The 16,189-nt window shown below is 71.0% G+C and carries 15 protein-coding genes; 3 read left to right on the plus strand and 12 right to left on the minus strand.

Annotation, left to right across the window (positions count from 1 at the left end; all coding sequences use genetic code 11):
* Nucleotides 1-140: 140 nt before the first annotated feature.
* The 3 genes from ACIRRH_RS27750 to ACIRRH_RS27760 form a co-directional block, all read right to left on the minus strand.
* Nucleotides 141-560 (minus strand): hypothetical protein, encoded by a 420-nt coding sequence (locus ACIRRH_RS27750; protein ID WP_403072767.1) that lies wholly within the window; start codon nt 558-560, stop codon nt 141-143.
* Between the two features lie 105 nt (nt 561-665).
* Complete coding sequence (locus tag ACIRRH_RS27755) at nt 666-1,529, minus strand: hypothetical protein (protein ID WP_403072770.1); 864 nt, start codon at nt 1,527-1,529, stop codon at nt 666-668.
* 153 nt (nt 1,530-1,682) lie between these two features.
* Complete coding sequence (locus ACIRRH_RS27760) at nt 1,683-2,624, minus strand: TIGR01777 family oxidoreductase (protein WP_403072773.1); 942 nt, start codon at nt 2,622-2,624, stop codon at nt 1,683-1,685.
* A gap of 282 nt (nt 2,625-2,906) precedes the next feature.
* Here ACIRRH_RS27760 and ACIRRH_RS27765 point away from each other — a divergent pair, with 282 nt between their 5' ends.
* The gene (locus ACIRRH_RS27765; RefSeq protein WP_403072775.1) at nt 2,907-3,758 is read left to right on the plus strand and encodes a class I SAM-dependent methyltransferase; all 852 of its coding nucleotides are present in this window, start codon (nt 2,907-2,909) and stop codon (nt 3,756-3,758) included.
* Nucleotides 3,759-3,851: 93 nt separating this feature from the next.
* Here ACIRRH_RS27765 and zwf read toward each other — a convergent pair whose 3' ends face one another.
* The 5 genes from zwf to ppgK all read right to left on the minus strand — a co-directional run bounded on the left by zwf (nt 3,852) and on the right by ppgK (nt 9,732).
* A complete protein-coding gene (zwf, locus tag ACIRRH_RS27770) occupies nt 3,852-5,261 on the minus strand; it encodes a glucose-6-phosphate dehydrogenase (protein WP_403072778.1) in 1,410 nt (469 codons plus the stop codon).
* 255 nt (nt 5,262-5,516) lie between these two features.
* On the minus strand, nt 5,517-6,548 hold the full coding sequence (gnd, locus tag ACIRRH_RS27775; protein ID WP_403072780.1) for a phosphogluconate dehydrogenase (NAD(+)-dependent, decarboxylating): 1,032 nt from the start codon (nt 6,546-6,548) through the stop codon (nt 5,517-5,519).
* Nucleotides 6,545-6,679 carry a hypothetical protein gene (locus tag ACIRRH_RS27780; protein ID WP_403072783.1) on the minus strand — a complete coding sequence of 45 codons (135 nt, stop codon included), beginning with the start codon at nt 6,677-6,679 and terminating at the stop codon, nt 6,545-6,547. The genes gnd and ACIRRH_RS27780 overlap by 4 nt, the downstream gene beginning before the upstream one ends.
* A gap of 158 nt (nt 6,680-6,837) precedes the next feature.
* Complete coding sequence (gene tkt, locus ACIRRH_RS27785) at nt 6,838-8,940, minus strand: transketolase (RefSeq protein ID WP_403072786.1); 2,103 nt, start codon at nt 8,938-8,940, stop codon at nt 6,838-6,840.
* Nucleotides 8,941-8,955: 15 nt separating this feature from the next.
* The gene (gene ppgK, locus ACIRRH_RS27790; RefSeq protein ID WP_403072788.1) at nt 8,956-9,732 is read right to left on the minus strand and encodes a polyphosphate--glucose phosphotransferase; all 777 of its coding nucleotides are present in this window, start codon (nt 9,730-9,732) and stop codon (nt 8,956-8,958) included.
* Between the two features lie 342 nt (nt 9,733-10,074).
* Here ppgK and ACIRRH_RS27795 point away from each other — a divergent pair, with 342 nt between their 5' ends.
* Together ACIRRH_RS27795 and ACIRRH_RS27800 are read left to right on the plus strand one after the other, a co-directional pair.
* Nucleotides 10,075-10,443 carry a hypothetical protein gene (locus tag ACIRRH_RS27795; protein WP_403072791.1) on the plus strand — a complete coding sequence of 123 codons (369 nt, stop codon included), beginning with the start codon at nt 10,075-10,077 and terminating at the stop codon, nt 10,441-10,443.
* A 115-nt stretch (nt 10,444-10,558) separates the two neighbouring features.
* Nucleotides 10,559-11,368: a Cof-type HAD-IIB family hydrolase gene (locus tag ACIRRH_RS27800; protein WP_403072793.1), complete on the plus strand. Its 810-nt coding sequence runs from the start codon at nt 10,559-10,561 to the stop codon at nt 11,366-11,368.
* A 257-nt stretch (nt 11,369-11,625) separates the two neighbouring features.
* Here the strand turns inward: ACIRRH_RS27800 and ACIRRH_RS27805 are convergent, their stop codons facing one another.
* The 4 genes from ACIRRH_RS27805 to ACIRRH_RS27820 all read right to left on the minus strand — a co-directional run bounded on the left by ACIRRH_RS27805 (nt 11,626) and on the right by ACIRRH_RS27820 (nt 16,187).
* Nucleotides 11,626-12,384: a thioesterase II family protein gene (locus ACIRRH_RS27805; protein WP_403072796.1), complete on the minus strand. Its 759-nt coding sequence runs from the start codon at nt 12,382-12,384 to the stop codon at nt 11,626-11,628.
* 104 nt (nt 12,385-12,488) lie between these two features.
* Nucleotides 12,489-13,724, minus strand: a complete 1,236-nt coding sequence (locus tag ACIRRH_RS27810) for a cytochrome P450 (RefSeq protein WP_403072798.1) — start codon at nt 13,722-13,724, stop codon at nt 12,489-12,491.
* Nucleotides 13,721-15,784, minus strand: a complete 2,064-nt coding sequence (locus tag ACIRRH_RS27815) for an amino acid adenylation domain-containing protein (protein ID WP_403072801.1) — start codon at nt 15,782-15,784, stop codon at nt 13,721-13,723. The genes ACIRRH_RS27810 and ACIRRH_RS27815 overlap by 4 nt, the downstream gene beginning before the upstream one ends.
* A 4-nt stretch (nt 15,785-15,788) precedes the next feature.
* On the minus strand, nt 15,789-16,187 hold the full coding sequence (locus ACIRRH_RS27820; protein ID WP_403072804.1) for a nuclear transport factor 2 family protein: 399 nt from the start codon (nt 16,185-16,187) through the stop codon (nt 15,789-15,791).
* Nucleotides 16,188-16,189 lie beyond the last annotated feature (2 nt).

Below are 16,189 nucleotides of genomic sequence, written 5' to 3' on the forward strand. Positions count from 1 at the left end.
CCGGCCGGAGGACCGAGCCCCCCCCCACAAAAACAACCCCCCCCCGGCCCCCCCCCCCCCCCCCCGCCGCGCGCCCCCCCCCCCCCCCCCCCCCCCCCCCCCCCCCCCCCCCCCCCCCCCGCGGCTCGTCCTCGGTCCGGTCAGCCGTCGCCCCGGTCGCCGTAGCGCCGCTGCCACTCCCGGGCACGGGCGTTGTGCCACTCCACGCCATCCGCCGCCTGCCGCTCGGAGAGGCCGCTCAGCCGGGCGACGACGCTCAACGGCACGGGCTCGTCACACTCGGCGAGGGTCCGGCAGACCTTGGCGGCCCACTGCTCCTCGGGGACGAAGGGGCGGTGGCGGTAGTCCTCGATCAGGGTGGCCAGGTGGTCCACGGAACAGGCAAGGACGACCCGCTTGCCGTCCAGGTCGGGATTGGTGGAGTGAAGGGCGGAGGAGTCCGGCACCAGGGCGCCGAGCAGGTCGACACTGGCGACGGCCCGTCCGCACTGGTCGCACAGGTCGAGCGCTTGCGCGTCGTCGCCGGCAGGATCGCCCGCCGGGGGTTCGATGTCCTCCATGTTTTTTCGCCTACCCCGCGAGGCCGGTGCCAACCGGGGCACCACAGGCCGCTGCCCTGCACCGGGCCACGGCGGCCCCGGTGCGGGGCAGCCGGATTCGGCGGGTCAGCGGCCCGCCCGGCGACCGCGCCGCGGGCCGGCGGAGGCCCGGGACCAGTCCAGGTACTGCTGGCGGACGTACGCACGGGCGTCGTCGTCGGTCGCGGCGGCGACCCCGTCGTGCTCGGTCAGGCGGCCGGCCGAGATGCGCGCCCGCCCCGCATGCCCGGGGCCCGGGTCACCGCCGGCCAGCGCGATCCGGTCGCCGAGCGCGGCGCTGCGCAGCAGGTACTCACGCCGCCGGCGGGGCGGGCTCGTGGCGGTGCTCCTGCAGCCCTCCAGGTACCTCTCCTCCTCCTCGATGCCCGGGGCGTCCGTGTACGCCTGTTCCGCCGTGGGCACCGGGCCGGCCGGCACGCTGCGCACCAGCCGGCGCGGCATCCGCGGCAGCCCGTGGACATGGAGCACGGCGTTGGCGAACTCCGGCCGGTCGACGGGCAGGTCGTGTCGGCCGAACAGGGCGAACAGCTCGGCCAGGGCGCGGGGTTCGACGCCGCGCGGCAGGTCGTCGTCGGTGACGTCGAACTGGCCGAGCCGCGGGCCCCAGAACCGGCCCGGCGGGTCCGCGAGACGCAGCCGCAGGGTCACCCGGCGGACGCTGGTCTCGACCTCCTCGTCGAACTCCATGGCCAGGCCGCGGATCTCCGACCAGGCGTAGCGGCGCGGGACCAGCAGCCGCACCAGAGTGAGGCCGTCCTCCTCCTCCCGCAGCCAGAAGGTGTGCGGCATCCCGACGGCCACCGCGCCCGCGATCAGCGCGCCGATCAGGGTGGCCGTCCCCGGGCTGGTGGCACCGGATCCGCCCAGCGCGATCAACGTCACCACAGCCAGCGCGCAGCCGACCCCGATGTTGCTTCCCCACTGCCGCATGAACGACAGCCGTACCGTCCGCATCCCGCCCCCTGGTGTCCCCTGCGTGTGGCTCCACGCTCCCGGGGAGCGCTCGGCGCGGGCAAGCGCCGACGGGGAGCTGTGACGGCCCCGTGACCAACCTGCCGCACGGCGCCCCGGGAAAGCCCGGCGCTACCGTCCGCGCAGCCGCCGGACGAGGTCGCGGGCGGCCTCCGGCCAGCTCGGGTGGTCGAAGGCGAAGCCCGCGTCGAGCAGGCGGGTCGGGACGACGCGGCGGCTCTTCAGCAGGAGTTCGGTGTCGGAGCGCAGCGCGAAGGCGCCCAGCTCGGCCATCCAGCGGGTGGCGGGCAGGGCCAACGGCATTCCCCAGGCGGTCCGCAGCTCGCACATGAACTCACGCTGGGGCAGCGGGTTCGGGGCGGCGAGGTTGACCGGTCCGGTGAGGTCCTCCCGGGCGATCAGGAACTCGACGGCGCGGGCGAAGTCCCGCTCGTGGATCCAGGAGACGTACTGGGCGCCGCCCGCGACGGGGCCGCCGGCGCCGAGCCGGGCCAGCCAGGAGAGCGCGTCGAGGGAGCCGCCGCGCTCGGGGCCGAGGACGGCGGCGGTGCGCAGCGCGACCCGGCGGGTGTGCGGCGTGTCGGCCTCCGCCTGGGTGCGTTCCCAAGCCTGGGCGACGTCGATGCTGTGCCTCCAGGCGGGCGGGGCATCGGGCTCGCTGCCGCCGATCAGGCCGTCCCGTTCGTCGTTGGGGGCGTCGTGGCGGTGGGCGTAGACGGTGGCGGTGCTCATCTGGAGCCAGGACGCGGGCGGCCGGCGGGCGGCCGCGATGGCCTCGCCGACCACGCGGGTCGAGTGCACCCGCGAGTCCATCATCTCCTGCCGGTTCGCCTCGGTGTAGCGGCAGTTGATGCTGCGCCCGGCGAGGTTGAGCACGGCGTCGGCGCCGTCGACCTCCGCCGCCCAGGCGCCGAGGGTCCGTCCGTCCCAGCCGATCTGCCGGGGCCCGGAGGGCCGGCGGCTCAGGACGACGACCTGGTGTCCGGCGGCGGTCAGGCTCCGGTCGAGCAGCGTCCCGAGCGCACCCGTTCCGCCGGGAATGACGACCTTCATGGGTTCCCCCTCATGCCTCGGTTCCTCGGGCAGCAGCCTAGCCCAGAGTTCTGAACGCGTTCAATTCAGCTGCCCGATCCGCTGCGCCGACGCCCGCCCAGCGGCTCTGACTCCCGGCCGGCAGAAGTGGACCTTGTGCCTGCGCATGCCTGCACCTAAGGTCCCGATGTATCGGTTCGATACATCGGGCCGATAGCTCACGCCGTTCGGGTCAGGTCGACCCCGGTCGGCCACCCGCGTGCCGCGCCCCCTGGGACGGCCCGCCGATCAGAAGGAGCTGCGATGACGGGGACCGACCACAGCACGGAGCGCCACCAGGACCACAGGCGTGGGAGCGCGCCCACCGGGCAGGAGTCGACGCAGGCCGAACGGCGGCTGCACAGCTCGTCGTTCGGCCGGGCCGCGGTCGCCTACGCCGAGCACCGCCCGGACTACGCGCACGCCGCGGTGCGCTGGGCCCTGGAAACCGCGCCCGGCCCGCGGGTGCTCGACCTCGGCGCCGGGACGGGCAAGCTCACCGCCACGCTGATCGCCCTGGGCTACGAGGTCGTCGCGGTCGAGCCGGACCCGGCGATGCTGGCCGAGCTGCGCGGCTCGCTGCCGGCCGTCCGCGCGCTACCGGGCAGCGCCGAGGCGATTCCGCTGCCGGACGGGTCCGTCGACGCCGTGGTGTCCGGCAACGCCATGCACTGGTTCGACATGGACGTCGCGGGGCCGGAGATCGCCAGGGTCCTCGCACCCGGCGGCGTCCTGGCCGGCCTGTGGAACGTCTTCGACGACCGGGTCGACTGGGTGGCCGGGCTCGCCCGGGTCACCGGCCCCGCCGCCATCGGACCGCGCGACGTGCCCGCCGGCTGGCGCACCGAGACGGCACGGATGCACCTCCCCAAGTCGGGCGGGGAGGCCCGGTTCGACTCGGCGGAACAGGCGGAGTTCCCCCACGGGCAGCAGCGGACCGCCGACTCCCTGGTCGCGACCCTCGCGACGAAGGCGGGCATCCTGGTCATGCCGGAACGCCGGCGGGAGACCCTGCTGGACGAGACCCGCGCCTATCTCACCGGCCGACCGGAGACCGGCGGCGGCGAGTTCACCCTCCCGATGCTGACCAGCGTGCTGCGCGCCCGGCGGATCTGAGCGCGCACCCCGGAGCTCTGGATCTCCCGAACGACCTCCTCGGCGGCCTCCTTGCCGGCAACGTCGTTGACCACGACATCGGCGCCGAGCGTGTCAGTCGGTAGACCTCGCCGACAGCCATGGTTCGTGCCATCGCGGATATCCGGCGACGAGCTTGCTCACTCCCGCCGGTCCCCAGGTCCCCTGCCGGTAACGCTCGGGGTCGCCGGGCGTCTCCAGCAGCGGCTGGACGATTCGCCACGTCTCCTCCACCGAGTCCTCCCGGGTGAACAGGCTCGCGTTGCCTTGCATTGCATCACTGAGCAGGCGCTCGTACGGCTCGGGCGCCTCACCGAGCGCGGCCGCGAAGAGGAGGTCAAGGTCCACCAGCTGCGTGTCCTGCTTGCCCGGCTGCTTGACCTGGATGCGGAAGTTCACGCCAGGGGCCGGATCGATCCGCAGGATCCACTGGTCGGGCTCGGGCATGAACCGCTCCGCGAACGCAAGCCGCGGCGGGCGCTTGAACACGATCCGGATCTCGGTCACTCGCTCGGGGAGCGACTTGCCCGCGCGGATGAAGAACGGCACCCCGGACCAGCGCCAGTTCTCGACCTCCAGCCGCAACCCGACGAAGGTCTCGGTGCGCGAGCGTGGCCGCACGCCGGGTACCTGCAGGTACCCCTCGTACTGCCCGCGGACGTAGTGGGCCGGGTCGGCATCGGGGATCGCCCGGAACACATCGACCCGGCGATCCCGGAGCGCGTCCGCACCGCCGGCTGACGGCGGCTCGGACGCCACCAGGGCGAGCAGCTGCAGCAGATGGTTCTGCACGACGTCGCGGAGCGCGCCGACCGGGTCGTAGAAATGGCCGCGGTCCTCGACCCCGAAGTCCTCGGCCATGGTGATCTGTACGCAGGAGATGTGGTCACGGTTCCACACCGGCTCGAACACGGAGTTGGCGAACCGCAGGAACTGGATGTCCATCGCCGGCTCCTTGCCGAGGAAGTGGTCGATCCTCAGCAGCTGATCCTCATCGAGGAGCCGACGCAGCTCGGCGTTGAGGGCGCGCGCCGACGCGAGGTCATGCCCGAATGGTTTCTCCACGACAACCCGGGCATCCTTGGTCAGCCCGACGCCTGCCAGGCCCTCGGCCACCCGGGCGAACAGCGACGGTGGAATCTCCAGATAGAAGACCGGGTGCCGCTTGCCGTTGACCGCCCGGGCGAGGCGGTGGAACGTCTCCGGGTCGGCGTAATCACCCTGCACATAGCTGAGTCGGGCGGCAAACCGGGCCAGGACGCTTTCGTCCAGCGGCTCGCCCGCTGCCTCGATCGCCGCGCGGGCGTGGTCACGCAGCGCGTCGTCCGACCAGCCCTCGCGCGCCACTCCGACGATCGGGCAGGTCAGCAGCTTGCGCCGCTCAAGCCGATAGAGCGAGCGGAACGTCATCTTACGAGCGAGGTTGCCACTGATCCCGAAAATGACCAGCACGTCCGCGGGAACGTTCGACGAGTTCGAAGCCACCTCATCCTCCTTACGGAGCAGGCACGGCAATTGAGTCGGTCATCAGGGTGCTGCCGGCGGCTGGGCGCCGACGCGAGCAGGACCTCGTGTGCGAGCCGCACGAACATCGCCCAGGGCGTGTGCCCCCGCTGACGGCGAACGCGAATCGACCGTGGGCTTGCGCGCAGGCCCGGGCCGGCCGCGCCACGAAGGCCACCTCGGTGCCAGCGACCGCATCGAGGCCGGCGACGACCTCGAGTTCGTGATGCACAGCGGTCAGCCCTTCTTTTCGGCGTGCCCGCCGAACTCGGAGCGCATCGCCGAGAGGATCTTGTCGGTGAACTCCCCGGCCTGCCTGGACTCGAAGCGCTCGTAGAGCGAGGTGGTGATGACCGGTACCGGGACGCCTTCGTCCACCGCGGCGAGGACGGTCCAGCGGCCTTCCCCGGAGTCGGAGACCCGCCCGGCGAACGCGTCGAGGGAGGGCGACTTGGCGAAGGCGTCGGCTATCAGGTCGACCAGCCACGAACCGACGACCGAGCCGCGCCGCCAGACCTCGGCCACCTCGGCGACGTCGATGTCGTACTGGTAGGCCCACGGGTCGCGCAGCGGCGTCGTCTCCGCGTCGACCTCTTGCCGGCTCTTGCCTGCGTTCGCGCGCTTGATGATGGCGAGGCCCTCGGCGATCGCGGCCATCATTCCGTACTCGACCCCGTTGTGGACCATCTTCACGAAGTGCCCGGCGCCGTTCGGCCCGCAGTGCAGGTACCCGAGCGGAGCGGTGCCGTCGGTCCGGGTCCGACTCGGCGTCGGCTCGGCGTTGCCCTCGCCGGGAGCGATCGTCTTGAAGATCGGGTCGAGATGGGCCACGATCTCGTCCTCGCCGCCGATCATCAGGCAGTAGCCGCGCTCCAGCCCCCACACCCCACCACTGGTCCCGCAGTCGACATAGTGCAGCGACTTGTCGGCAAGACGCTTGGCGCGGGTGATGTCGTCGCGGTAGTAGGAATTGCCGCCGTCGATGAGGATGTCGCCGGGCTCCAGCAACGGCTCGAGCTGGTCGAGGATGGAGTCGACGATCGCAGCCGGAAGCATGAGCCATATGGCGCGCGGCTTGTCCAGTTTCGCAACCAGGTCCCGGAGTGACTCTGCGCCAGTCGCACCCTCGCCGGCCAGTTCGGCGACGGCGGCCGCCTTGACGTCGGACACCACGCAATGGTGGCCGTCTCGCATCAGCCGACGCACCAGGTTCGCCCCCATCCGGCCGAGCCCGATCATCCCGAGCTGCATGGGCTGGTCTGTCGTCATGGGGGTGCCTCCTGGTTCTTGAGCGTGCGGTAGTGCCGGATCAGCGCGTTCGTGGACGAGTCGTGGCCGAGCTCAGGCTCGGTCGCGCTCGCGAGCTCCGGGATGCCGACGCGCAGCGCGGTCGATGGCATGGCTCGCTCCTCTGCTGGGTTCGGTCCGGCCGCTCGGCGCCGAGGTCAGGCAACGGCCTTGCTCCGCACGTCGATTCGCTCGCCCGTGTCGAGCATCGAACGGGTGGTGTTGTCCAGCCGGATGCTCTGACCTTGCTCACGGAGCGCCTGGGTTGCGTTCACGTCGGCTCCCTACCGGCGGCCACGCACTCGCGGGCAACCTGGGTGACCTTCTCCGGAGTGAAGCCGAATTTGGTCAGCAGCATCTTGAGCGGCGCCGATGCCCCGAACGTGTGCATGCCGACGACCGCGCCGCCGTCGCCGACGTAGCGGTCCCAGCCGAGAGTCGCCGCCTGCTCGATGGCGACCCGGGCCCTGACCTCGGGCGGGATGACCGAGTCGCGGTATTCCTTGGGCTGGCGGTCGAACAGTTCCCAGCAGGGCATGCTGACCACGCGAGCCGCGAGGCCCTCGGCGGCGAGCTCGTCACGGGCCGCGAGCGCGAGCTGCACCTCCGACCCGGTGGCGAGCAGGATGACGTCGGGCTTGCGGTCCGCCGCGTCGACCAGAACGTAGGCTCCCCTGGCCACCCCGGATGCGGCCCCCATCTCGGAGCGGTCGAGGGTCGGCAGTGCCTGACGGGAAAGGACCAGCACCGCCGGCTCGTGCCTGAGCGCGGCGACGACCCGCCAGGTCTCGACGGCCTCGTTCGCGTCGGCCGGGCGGAACACCAGCAGCCCCGGCATCGCGCGCAGCGACGCGAGCTGCTCGACCGGCTGGTGGGTGGGACCGTCCTCGCCGACCCCGATCGAGTCGTGGGTGAAGATGTGCACGACCGGGATCTCCATCAGCGCTGAAAGCCGGATCGCACCGCGTGCGTAGTCCGAGAAGATCAGGAACCCCGACCAGTACGAGCGCAGCTTGGTCAGCGCCATCCCGTTCGTGATCGCGCCGGCGGCGTGCTCGCGGACCCCGAAGTGGAGGTTGCGCCCCGAGCGGTCATCGGCCTGGAAGTCGCCGGCGCCGGAGAACACGAGGTTGGTCTTGGTCGACGGCGAAAGGTCCGCCGACCCGCCGAGCACCCACGGCACGGCCTGGGCAAGCGCGTTGAGCACCTGGCCGCTGGAGTCACGGCTGGCGATGCCTTTGGGGTCGGCCGGGAAGGTCGGCAGCACCGACTCCCAGCCCTCCGGCAGATCACGTCGCTGGATGCGCCCCAGCTCGTCGGCGAGCTCGGGATAGGCGATTCGGTAGGCCTCGATTCGAGCCTCCCAGCTCGTCCGGGCTTCGCGACCGCGCGCGCCGATTCCTGCGGCGAAGTGCTCATGGACGCCGTCGGGAACGAAGAAGTCCTCGTCTTCCGGCATCCCGAGGAATCGCTTGGTTGACTTGACGCCCTCCACGCCGAACGGCGCGCCGTGCGCCCTCGGGGTGTCCTCGACCGGTGACCCGTAGCCGATGTGGCTGTGCACCACGATGAGCGTCGGGCGCTCGTTCTCGGACTTGAAGGTGTGCAGTGCGCGGGCCACCGCCTTGAGGTCGTTGGCGTCGGCCACGGTGGTGACGTTCCAGCCGTAGCCGACGAACCGGGCCGCCACATCCTCGGTGAACGCGATGTCAGTGTGGCCCTCGATCGTCACCCGGTTGGAGTCGTAGATCCAGCAGAGGTTCGACAGCCGCTGGTGGGCCGCGAGCGAGGCAGCCTCCGAAGAGATCCCCTCCATCATGCAGCCGTCGCCGGCCATCGCGTACACGTCGAAGTCGAAGACGGTGAAGTCCTCGCGGTTGTACCGGGCGGCGAGCCACCGGCCGGCGATCGCCATCCCGACCGAGGTCGCAACGCCCTGGCCGAGCGGGCCGGTCGTGGTCTCCACACCGCTGGTCCACCGGTACTCCGGGTGCCCGGGGCAGTGCGAGCCGAGCTGGCGGAACGTCCTGAGGTCGTCGAGGGTCACGGCGGGTCGGCCGAGGACCTCGTAGTCGGGGTCGACAGCCTGCACGCCGGTGAGGTGGAACAGCGACCAGAGCAACGCGGAGGCATGTCCTTCCGACAGCACGAAGCGGTCGCGGTTGGGCCAGATCGGGTCGGCCGGGTCGAAGCGCAGGAAGCGTTGCCAGAGCGTGTACGCAACCGGGGCGATTCCCATCGGTGTCCCCGGATGGCCGGAGTTGGCCGCCTGGATAGCGTCCATACACAGAGTGCGGATCGTGTTGACGGAAATCGTTTCCAGGTCGTTGTTGCTCAAGGCGAGCCTCCCTGAAGGTACTGCCCCTGCGCCCATATCGAGCGCGGCAGACTAGGGTTGAGCTTTCCCGGAGGCGGGGGCGAAGAGCGCCGCGCCGACAATGCCCGCATCGTTCAACAGTTGCGCCGGCACGATCTCGGTCCTGAGCTCGATGTACGGCAGGAACTTGTCGGCTTTCTTGCTGACGCCGCCGCCGATGACAATCAGGTCGGGCCACAGCAGCCGCTGGACGAGCTCGAGATACTTCTCCAGACGGTGTGCCCACTTCTTCCAGGACAGGTCGTCGTGCTCGCGCACCGACTCCGCGGCCCAGTCCTCGGCATCCTCGTGGTGCAGCGGCAGGTGCCCCAACTCACTGTTGGGCACCAGGAACCCGTCGGAGAAGACGGCGCTGCCGATACCGGTGCCGAGCGTGACCATCACGACGACGCCCTTGCGTCCCTTGCCGGCGCCGAAGCGCATCTCGGCGACCCCGGCCGCGTCGGCGTCGTTCACCACCCTCACGTCCCGGCCGGTCGCTCGTGCGAAGAGCTGGGCCGCGTCCGTCTCCATCCAGGCCGGGTCGATATTGGACGTCGTCTGGACTTTGCCGCCCCGGATGACAGCCGGGAGCGTCAGCCCGACCGGTCCTGGAACGCCGATCTGGGACAGCACCTGCACGACCACGGCTGCGACTGCTTCCGGGGTCGCCGGATGCGGGGTCGGGACCCGGACCCTCTCACCGATGAGGCTGCCGAGCTCGAGGTCGACCGGAGCTCCCTTGATACCGGTCCCACCGATGTCGACCCCCAGTACCTGGGCTGTCTTGTCCGTATTTTCCTGCACCACTGCCCGCTCCCCTCAGGGGCTGGCCCAAAATGTGTTGCGTGAATTCTGGACGTCGGACCCCGTAGGGCTTCGCCATATGATTCAGCCTAAGTGCGTTCAAGGGTGCTGTCGCGTTCGAAGTGGGACGAGATGCCGCTTAACGCCGACAGGAACCACGCCGGGTGAGCGGAAGTACTTCGGCGACCGCTTCAGTCCACAGTCACCAGATCTGCGGCTGTAGTACCAGGCTGTGTCGAAGACCGCGCCGACTCCAGGTCGTGCCGGGGCCGGTGACGGGTACAGAATGGGGCTCGGAACTGTTCGGCCTACCGTGCACGAGGTAGATCATGAACGGGGCGCGGCGTGCAGCTGCGCCTGAACACCATGGTCAAACAGGTCCGTCACGACTGCGTCATCCTGTCCGACGGTGAGGTGATCAAGACCCGACTGGTGGTCTGGGGCGGCGGTGAGAAGGCCGCCGACATCGCCGCCACCGGCTCCCTGCCGACCGGCCGCGGTGGCCGCGTCAACGTGCAAGCCGACCTGACCGTACCCGGCCTGCCACAGGTGTACGCCCATCGACTGGGACCGGAACGACTGACCACCGTGCGCAGCGAATTCGGCGGCCGCGCCGAGAAGAAGCCGGCTGGCTGCATATCGCAACCTCGGTGCCCGGCTTCGACGGCTTCGCGGTCGGCCGGACTCTATGGGAACAACCCCTCCGCGACGTGATCGCAGGCACCATCGGGCGCAGCGAGGCCGTGCACCAGATCGCTGACCGCTACCCGGAGACGGCCAACGGATTGGTCGCCTGATTCCTGAACTCAGCGAACAACCCGGAGGCACCATGGCTCCCCCGCCGATCAGATTGCTTCTCGCCGACGTCGACGGCACGCTGGTGACCCCGGACAAGACCCTTACCAGCCGGGCGATCGCCGCGGTCGCGAAGCTGAAACAGGCCGGGACACTCTTCGCTGTCACCAGCGGCCGTCCGCCGCGCGGCATGTCCATGCTCGTGGAGCCGCTGGAGATCATGACGCCGATCGCGGCGTTCAATGGCGGGCTCCTGGTCCACCCCGACATGTCGTCGGTGATCGAGCAACGGGTCGTACCCGACGATGTGACGCCGGTGGCGATCGACGTGCTCGGCGCTCACGGGATGAGCGTCTGGGTCTACCGAGGCGCGGACTGGTTCGCCTTGGAGCCCCAGGGACCTCACGTGGCCCGTGAATCACGGACGGTCAGGTTCGACCCGACACCAGTCGACAGCTTCGCCTCGGTGTCAGATGGCGTGGCCAAGATCGTGGGGGTCAGCGACGACCACGTCGCCGTCCAGGAGGCAGTGGACGCGATACGCGAACGCTTCGGCGACCACGTTTCGGCGGCCAGATCTCAGCCCTACTACGCCGATATCACCCACCCCGACGCCAACAAGGGTGAGGTGGTCCGCTACCTCTCCGAGACGTACCGGATCCCCACCGAGGAGATCGCGACGATCGGCGACATGCCCAACGACGTGCTCATGTTCGCCCACTCCGGGCTCAGCATCGCCATGGGTAACGCTGACCGCGAGGTCCAGCGGGCCGCTCGCCGGGTCACGACGACCAATCAGGACGAGGGCTTCGCCCACGCGGTGGAGCGGTTCATCCTGCCCTGACCTCGACACCGGACAGAACTCGACAAGGAAGTGTCATGGTGAACTGGTCAGCTGGTCGAGGGCAGCCAGGCCGCAGCCCGAGCTTGAGCAGGCAGGGACTGCCGCCGGCAGGGCTTGGCCGGGGCGACGGGCGGCTCACCACACGGAGGTGGACCAAGTCCGTCCGCACTCCGAAGACCAATGAGATCGGAGCGAAACCCGCACGCGGAGGTGACCCGTCCCGCGTGAAGCTGGGAGGTAGGCCGACAGGTCCGGTGTCAGAGGGTGCGGGACCGGGTGGGCGTCAGATCCGCGACCAGGAGCGTCAGTAGTTCCGCCGGCGCCTCGATGAAGCGGTAGTGGCCTCCCTCCAGGAGTTCGAAAGTCGCTTCGCCGCAGGCCGACCAGCCGGTCATCAGCGACGGCGCGATGCCCGTGTCCTCGGTCCAGCCGATGGCGGTGATCGGGCACGGCAGCCGGACCGGCTCGGCCACGTGATACCGCTTGTTCATGTCGACGTCGTTCCGCAGGACGCCGAGGTAGAGGGCGAGCAGGCTCGGTTCCAGGGTGCCGCCCAGTTCCGCGACGAGCTGGCGCAGTTCGGCGGCCAGCTCGTCGTCGCTCATGCCGAGGAAGCGGCCGTAGGGGCCGTCCTGCGGCGCGACCTCGGCGGAGACGAACACCCGGGTCGGGGCGGGGCAGCCCCTTTGGGCCAGCCGCGCGGCGGTCTCGTACGCCGCCAACGCGGAGCCGCAGTGCCCGAACAGTGCGTAGGGACGGTCCAGGTAGGGGCGCAGCGCTTCGCAGAGGTCGTCGGCCATCGCCTCGTAGGTGGTGTGGGCGGGCTCGCGCATCCGGTTCTCCCGGCCGGGCAGCTGCACGGGGCAGACCTCGACGCCGTCGACCGATGACGGCCACTGGCGGTACATGCTCGCTCCGCACCCGGAGTAGGGCAGGCAGAACAGCCGCGCCGGTGCCACCGGCGACGGCTCGCGGAGGAACCACTTGTTGCGGGTACGGGCCGTCGGAGCGTCCACTGATGACCTTCCGTGTGGGGGCTTCTTCTCGGGTTCGGCTGCGGTGACACCGGCGGCGGTGATAGCGGCCGTGGTGCCGGAGGGCGGCGGCGAGGCGCCGGCTCCTATCGGGTCCGCGCGGTGATCGGCAGGTGCGTGAAGCCCGCGATGATGTTCGAGCGCATGCGCCGCGGCGTCCCGGCGAGTTCGAAGCCGGTGAACCGGCCGAGCAGTTCGGCGAACAGAATCCGCAGGGCCACCCGTGCGACGGTGTGTCCGATGCAGTAGTGCGCGCCGACGCCGAACGCGATGTGCTTGTTGGGCCGCCGTCGGATGTCGAAGGTGTCCGGGTCGGCGAACACGGTCTCGTCGCGGTTGGCCGACCCCAACCACACGACGACCGCGTCCCCCGCGGGGATCGGCACACCCCGGATCTCGACGTCGCGGGTGGCATGGCGCATGAAGTGCTGGGTGGGCGAAGCCCATCGCAGGGCCTCCTCCACGCCACTGCCGAGCAGCTCCGGGTGTGCCGCCCAGTCGTCCAGGACCGCGGTCCCGGCCAGTTCGACCATCGCCGCGATCGGTGGCTGGGCGGTGGTGACGGTCGCACCGAGCAGCAGGCTGTAGCAGTTGGACACGATCTCGCCCGGCGACAGTCGGCGTCCGTCCAGTTCCATGGTGAGCAGCACGCTGATCAGGTCGTCACCCGGTGCGCGCCGACGCGCGGTGACGATGTCCTGGAAGTAGGCGAACAGTTCACGGTGGGCGGTCACGAGGGTGGCCCGCGGGCCGGCGGCGAGCTGGAACTCGGGGTCGTCCGCGGCGATGCAGGCGTGGGCGAGCCGGACCAGCCGCGGCCAGCCCTGTTCCGGTAGCGCCATCATGGTGCCGATCACCGCCATCGGCAGGGTGGCCATGGCGGCGGCGAAGTCGAACGGGCCGCCGTCGGCCAACGGCCGGAGCAGCTCGACGACGACCCGGCGGATGGCCTCCCGGTCGTTCTCCACCGTCTTGATCGACAGCGCCTGCTGCAGCGGGCCACGCAGGCGCGCGTGCCGGGGCGGGTCGGTTGCGGCCATCTGCCGGCCGCCGGCGGGGTCGCCCTTGCCGAGGAGGTTGAGCAGGGTGCCCCGTTCGGAGGTGAACGTGTCGTGGTCGCGGAGTACCCGGTTGGCCTCGGCGTGACCGACGATCGACCAGTAGCCGATGTCGCCGGCCGGCTGCCAGCTCACTGGGGCGTGCCGGCGCAGCCGTCGCCACGCCTCGTGTGCCCCGCCCGAGTGGTAGAGGTCGGGGTCGATCAGATCGACCCCCTGCGGGGCAAGGACCGGGCATCGCGTGGTCGGGGGAACCGCCGTCATCGGGGCTGCTCCTTGCGTGCCCCGTCGGCCGGGCCCCCCGTCGGGCCGTCCGGGCCCGCCGTCCGCATCCGGGCGGTGAGGGCCGTCGCCAGCTCGGCGACGGTCGGCGACAGGTACAGGGTCTGCGCGGGGAGGTCCACGTCGAACTCGCGCTGGGTGGCGACCAGGAGGTCGGTGGCCAGCAGGGAGTGTCCGCCGAGGTCGAAGAAGTCGTCGTCGACGCCGACCGGTTCGACGCCGAGGACGTCGCCCCACAACTCGGCCAGTCGCGTCTGCACCTCGGTGAGGGGCGGGACGAACTCGTTGGTCACGTTGCGCGGTACTCGGGTGGCGGTGGGCAGGGCCCGGCGGTCGATCTTGCCGTTGCGGTTCACCGGCAGCTCGGGACGGACGAGGATCGCCCAGGGAATCAGGTAGTCCGGCAGCCTGTCCCGCAGTTCGTGGCGCAGCCGCCGGCCGAGGTCGGCGGTACCCGCCGGATCGGGTTCCGCGGGCACGACGTAGGCCAGTAGCCGGGTGCCGCCCGCCGGATCGGCCTGCGGCAGCACGACCGCGTGCCGCACCTCGGCGAACCGTTCCAGCTCGACCTCGACGGCGCGCGGTTCGGCGCGGTAGCCCTGGACCTTGACCTGGTCGTCCGCGCGTCCGACGAACTCCAGCGTGCCGTCCGGCAGCCATCGCACGAGGTCGCCGGTCCGGTACATCCGGGCCCCCGGCTCGGTCCCGAACGGATCGGGCAGGAAGCGTTCGGCCGTTGCGGCCGGACGGCCCAGGTAGCCGCGGGCCAGGCCCGCCCCGGCCACGTACAGTTCCCCGCACTCGCCGACGGGCACCGGCCTGAGGTCGCCGTCGAGCACGGCGACCCTGGTGCCGCTGATCGGGCGGCCGATCGGCACGCTCCGCAGCTCCGGGAGGGTGCTGCTGGTCCAGCAGGTCGTGTAGGTGGTGTTCTCGGTCGGTCCGTAGCCGTTGGTGAAGAGCAGCTCCGGGTAGCGGGCCAGCAGGTGCTGGACATGGCCCGGCGAGGCCACGTCGCCCCCGGTGAGGACGTGCCGCACGTCGGCGAACGCCTCCAGGTGGGAGCTCACCATCTGGTGGAAGAGCCCGGTGGTCAGCAGCAGGACCGTCACGCGCTCGGCACGGACGATGCGCGCCACGTGTTCCAGCGTGATGGCGACCGGGGGGAAGAGGACCAGCCGGCAGCCGTTGACGAGGGGGGCCCAGATCTCGAACGTGGACGCGTCGAACGCGACCGGCGCGAGGTGGAAGAAGACGTCCTCGGCGCGGACGTCCATCCAGTCCGCACCCCGGACGAGCCGATCGATCGCCCGGTGGGGCACGCCGACACCCTTGGGCTCGCCGGTGGAGCCCGAGGTGTAGCTGACGTAGGCGAGCCGGTCCGGGTCGCCGGGGCGGGCCGGAACCGCCGGCCCGGTGGCCGGCTCCTGCGTCGGGCGGCCTTCCGTCACCGTGACGACGGTGCCGGGTACCTGCTCCCGCAGGGCCTCGTCGGCGATCACCATGCCCGCGCCGGCGTCCTCGAGCAGCAGCGCGTGGCGGCCGGCCGGGTCGTCCGGTTCGAGTCCGAGGTACGCCCCGCCCGCGATGAGGACGGCGAGCAGGGCCACGATCAGCTCCGGCGACCGCGGCACCAGCACGCCTACGACGTCCTCCTGCGCCAGTCCGGCCGCTCGCAGTCGCCCGGCGAGCCGGTTGGCGCGATCGTTGAGCTGCTGATAGGTCAGGGTCCGTCCGTCGCAGGTGACGGCGGGCGCGTGCGGGGCCCGCTCCGCCTGTTCGGCGACCAGCTCGTGGACGGCCCGTGCGTCGAACGGTGGCCGTCCGCTGCCGACGAACGCCGGGATGTCGGAGGTGAAGACCGTCTTGGTCAACTGCTTCCCGCTTTCCTGTGCTGAAGTGTCCCCGTCGGGGTTGAACGCGCGACCGCGTGGGCCGTCGCCGTCGGCGCCGCTGTAGCCGCGATCGGCGCTGTTCGGTGGGCGGTCGTCGCGGCGGCCGATGCGCAGCATGTGGTGCGCGGTGTCACCGGGTGCGTCCACCGCCTCAGACCGCCGGCACGTGGAAGAAGGTGTCCCGCGAGGCGATGCGGCCCTGCGGCGTCATCCGGAAGAAGTCCGCGAACCGCAGCTCGACCTCGCCGCCGTCGTGCAGCACGCCGCGGAACAGGCCGTGCACCGCCACCTCGTCGTCGGTCGTGACCACGGTGGCCAGGGTGTGCATGCCGGTGCGGATCACCCGCTGGTCGCGGTAGAAGCGTTCCAGTTCGGCATGCCCGACCATGGGTTCGTACCCGGGGCGGTGGTAGCGGGCGTCCGGGGTGAACAGGGCGACCAGCGCGGGCACGTCCCCGGCGTCGACGAGCTGGTAGTACCGGCGGATCTGGGACACCCCCAGCGCCGGGATCGCCGGGTCGGCCGGGGCCGTCAGGGTTGCCGCGGCCACCG

It is taken from the genome of Kitasatospora sp. NPDC101235 (genome assembly GCF_044767505.1).
Taxonomy (GTDB): domain Bacteria; phylum Actinomycetota; class Actinomycetes; order Streptomycetales; family Streptomycetaceae; genus Kitasatospora.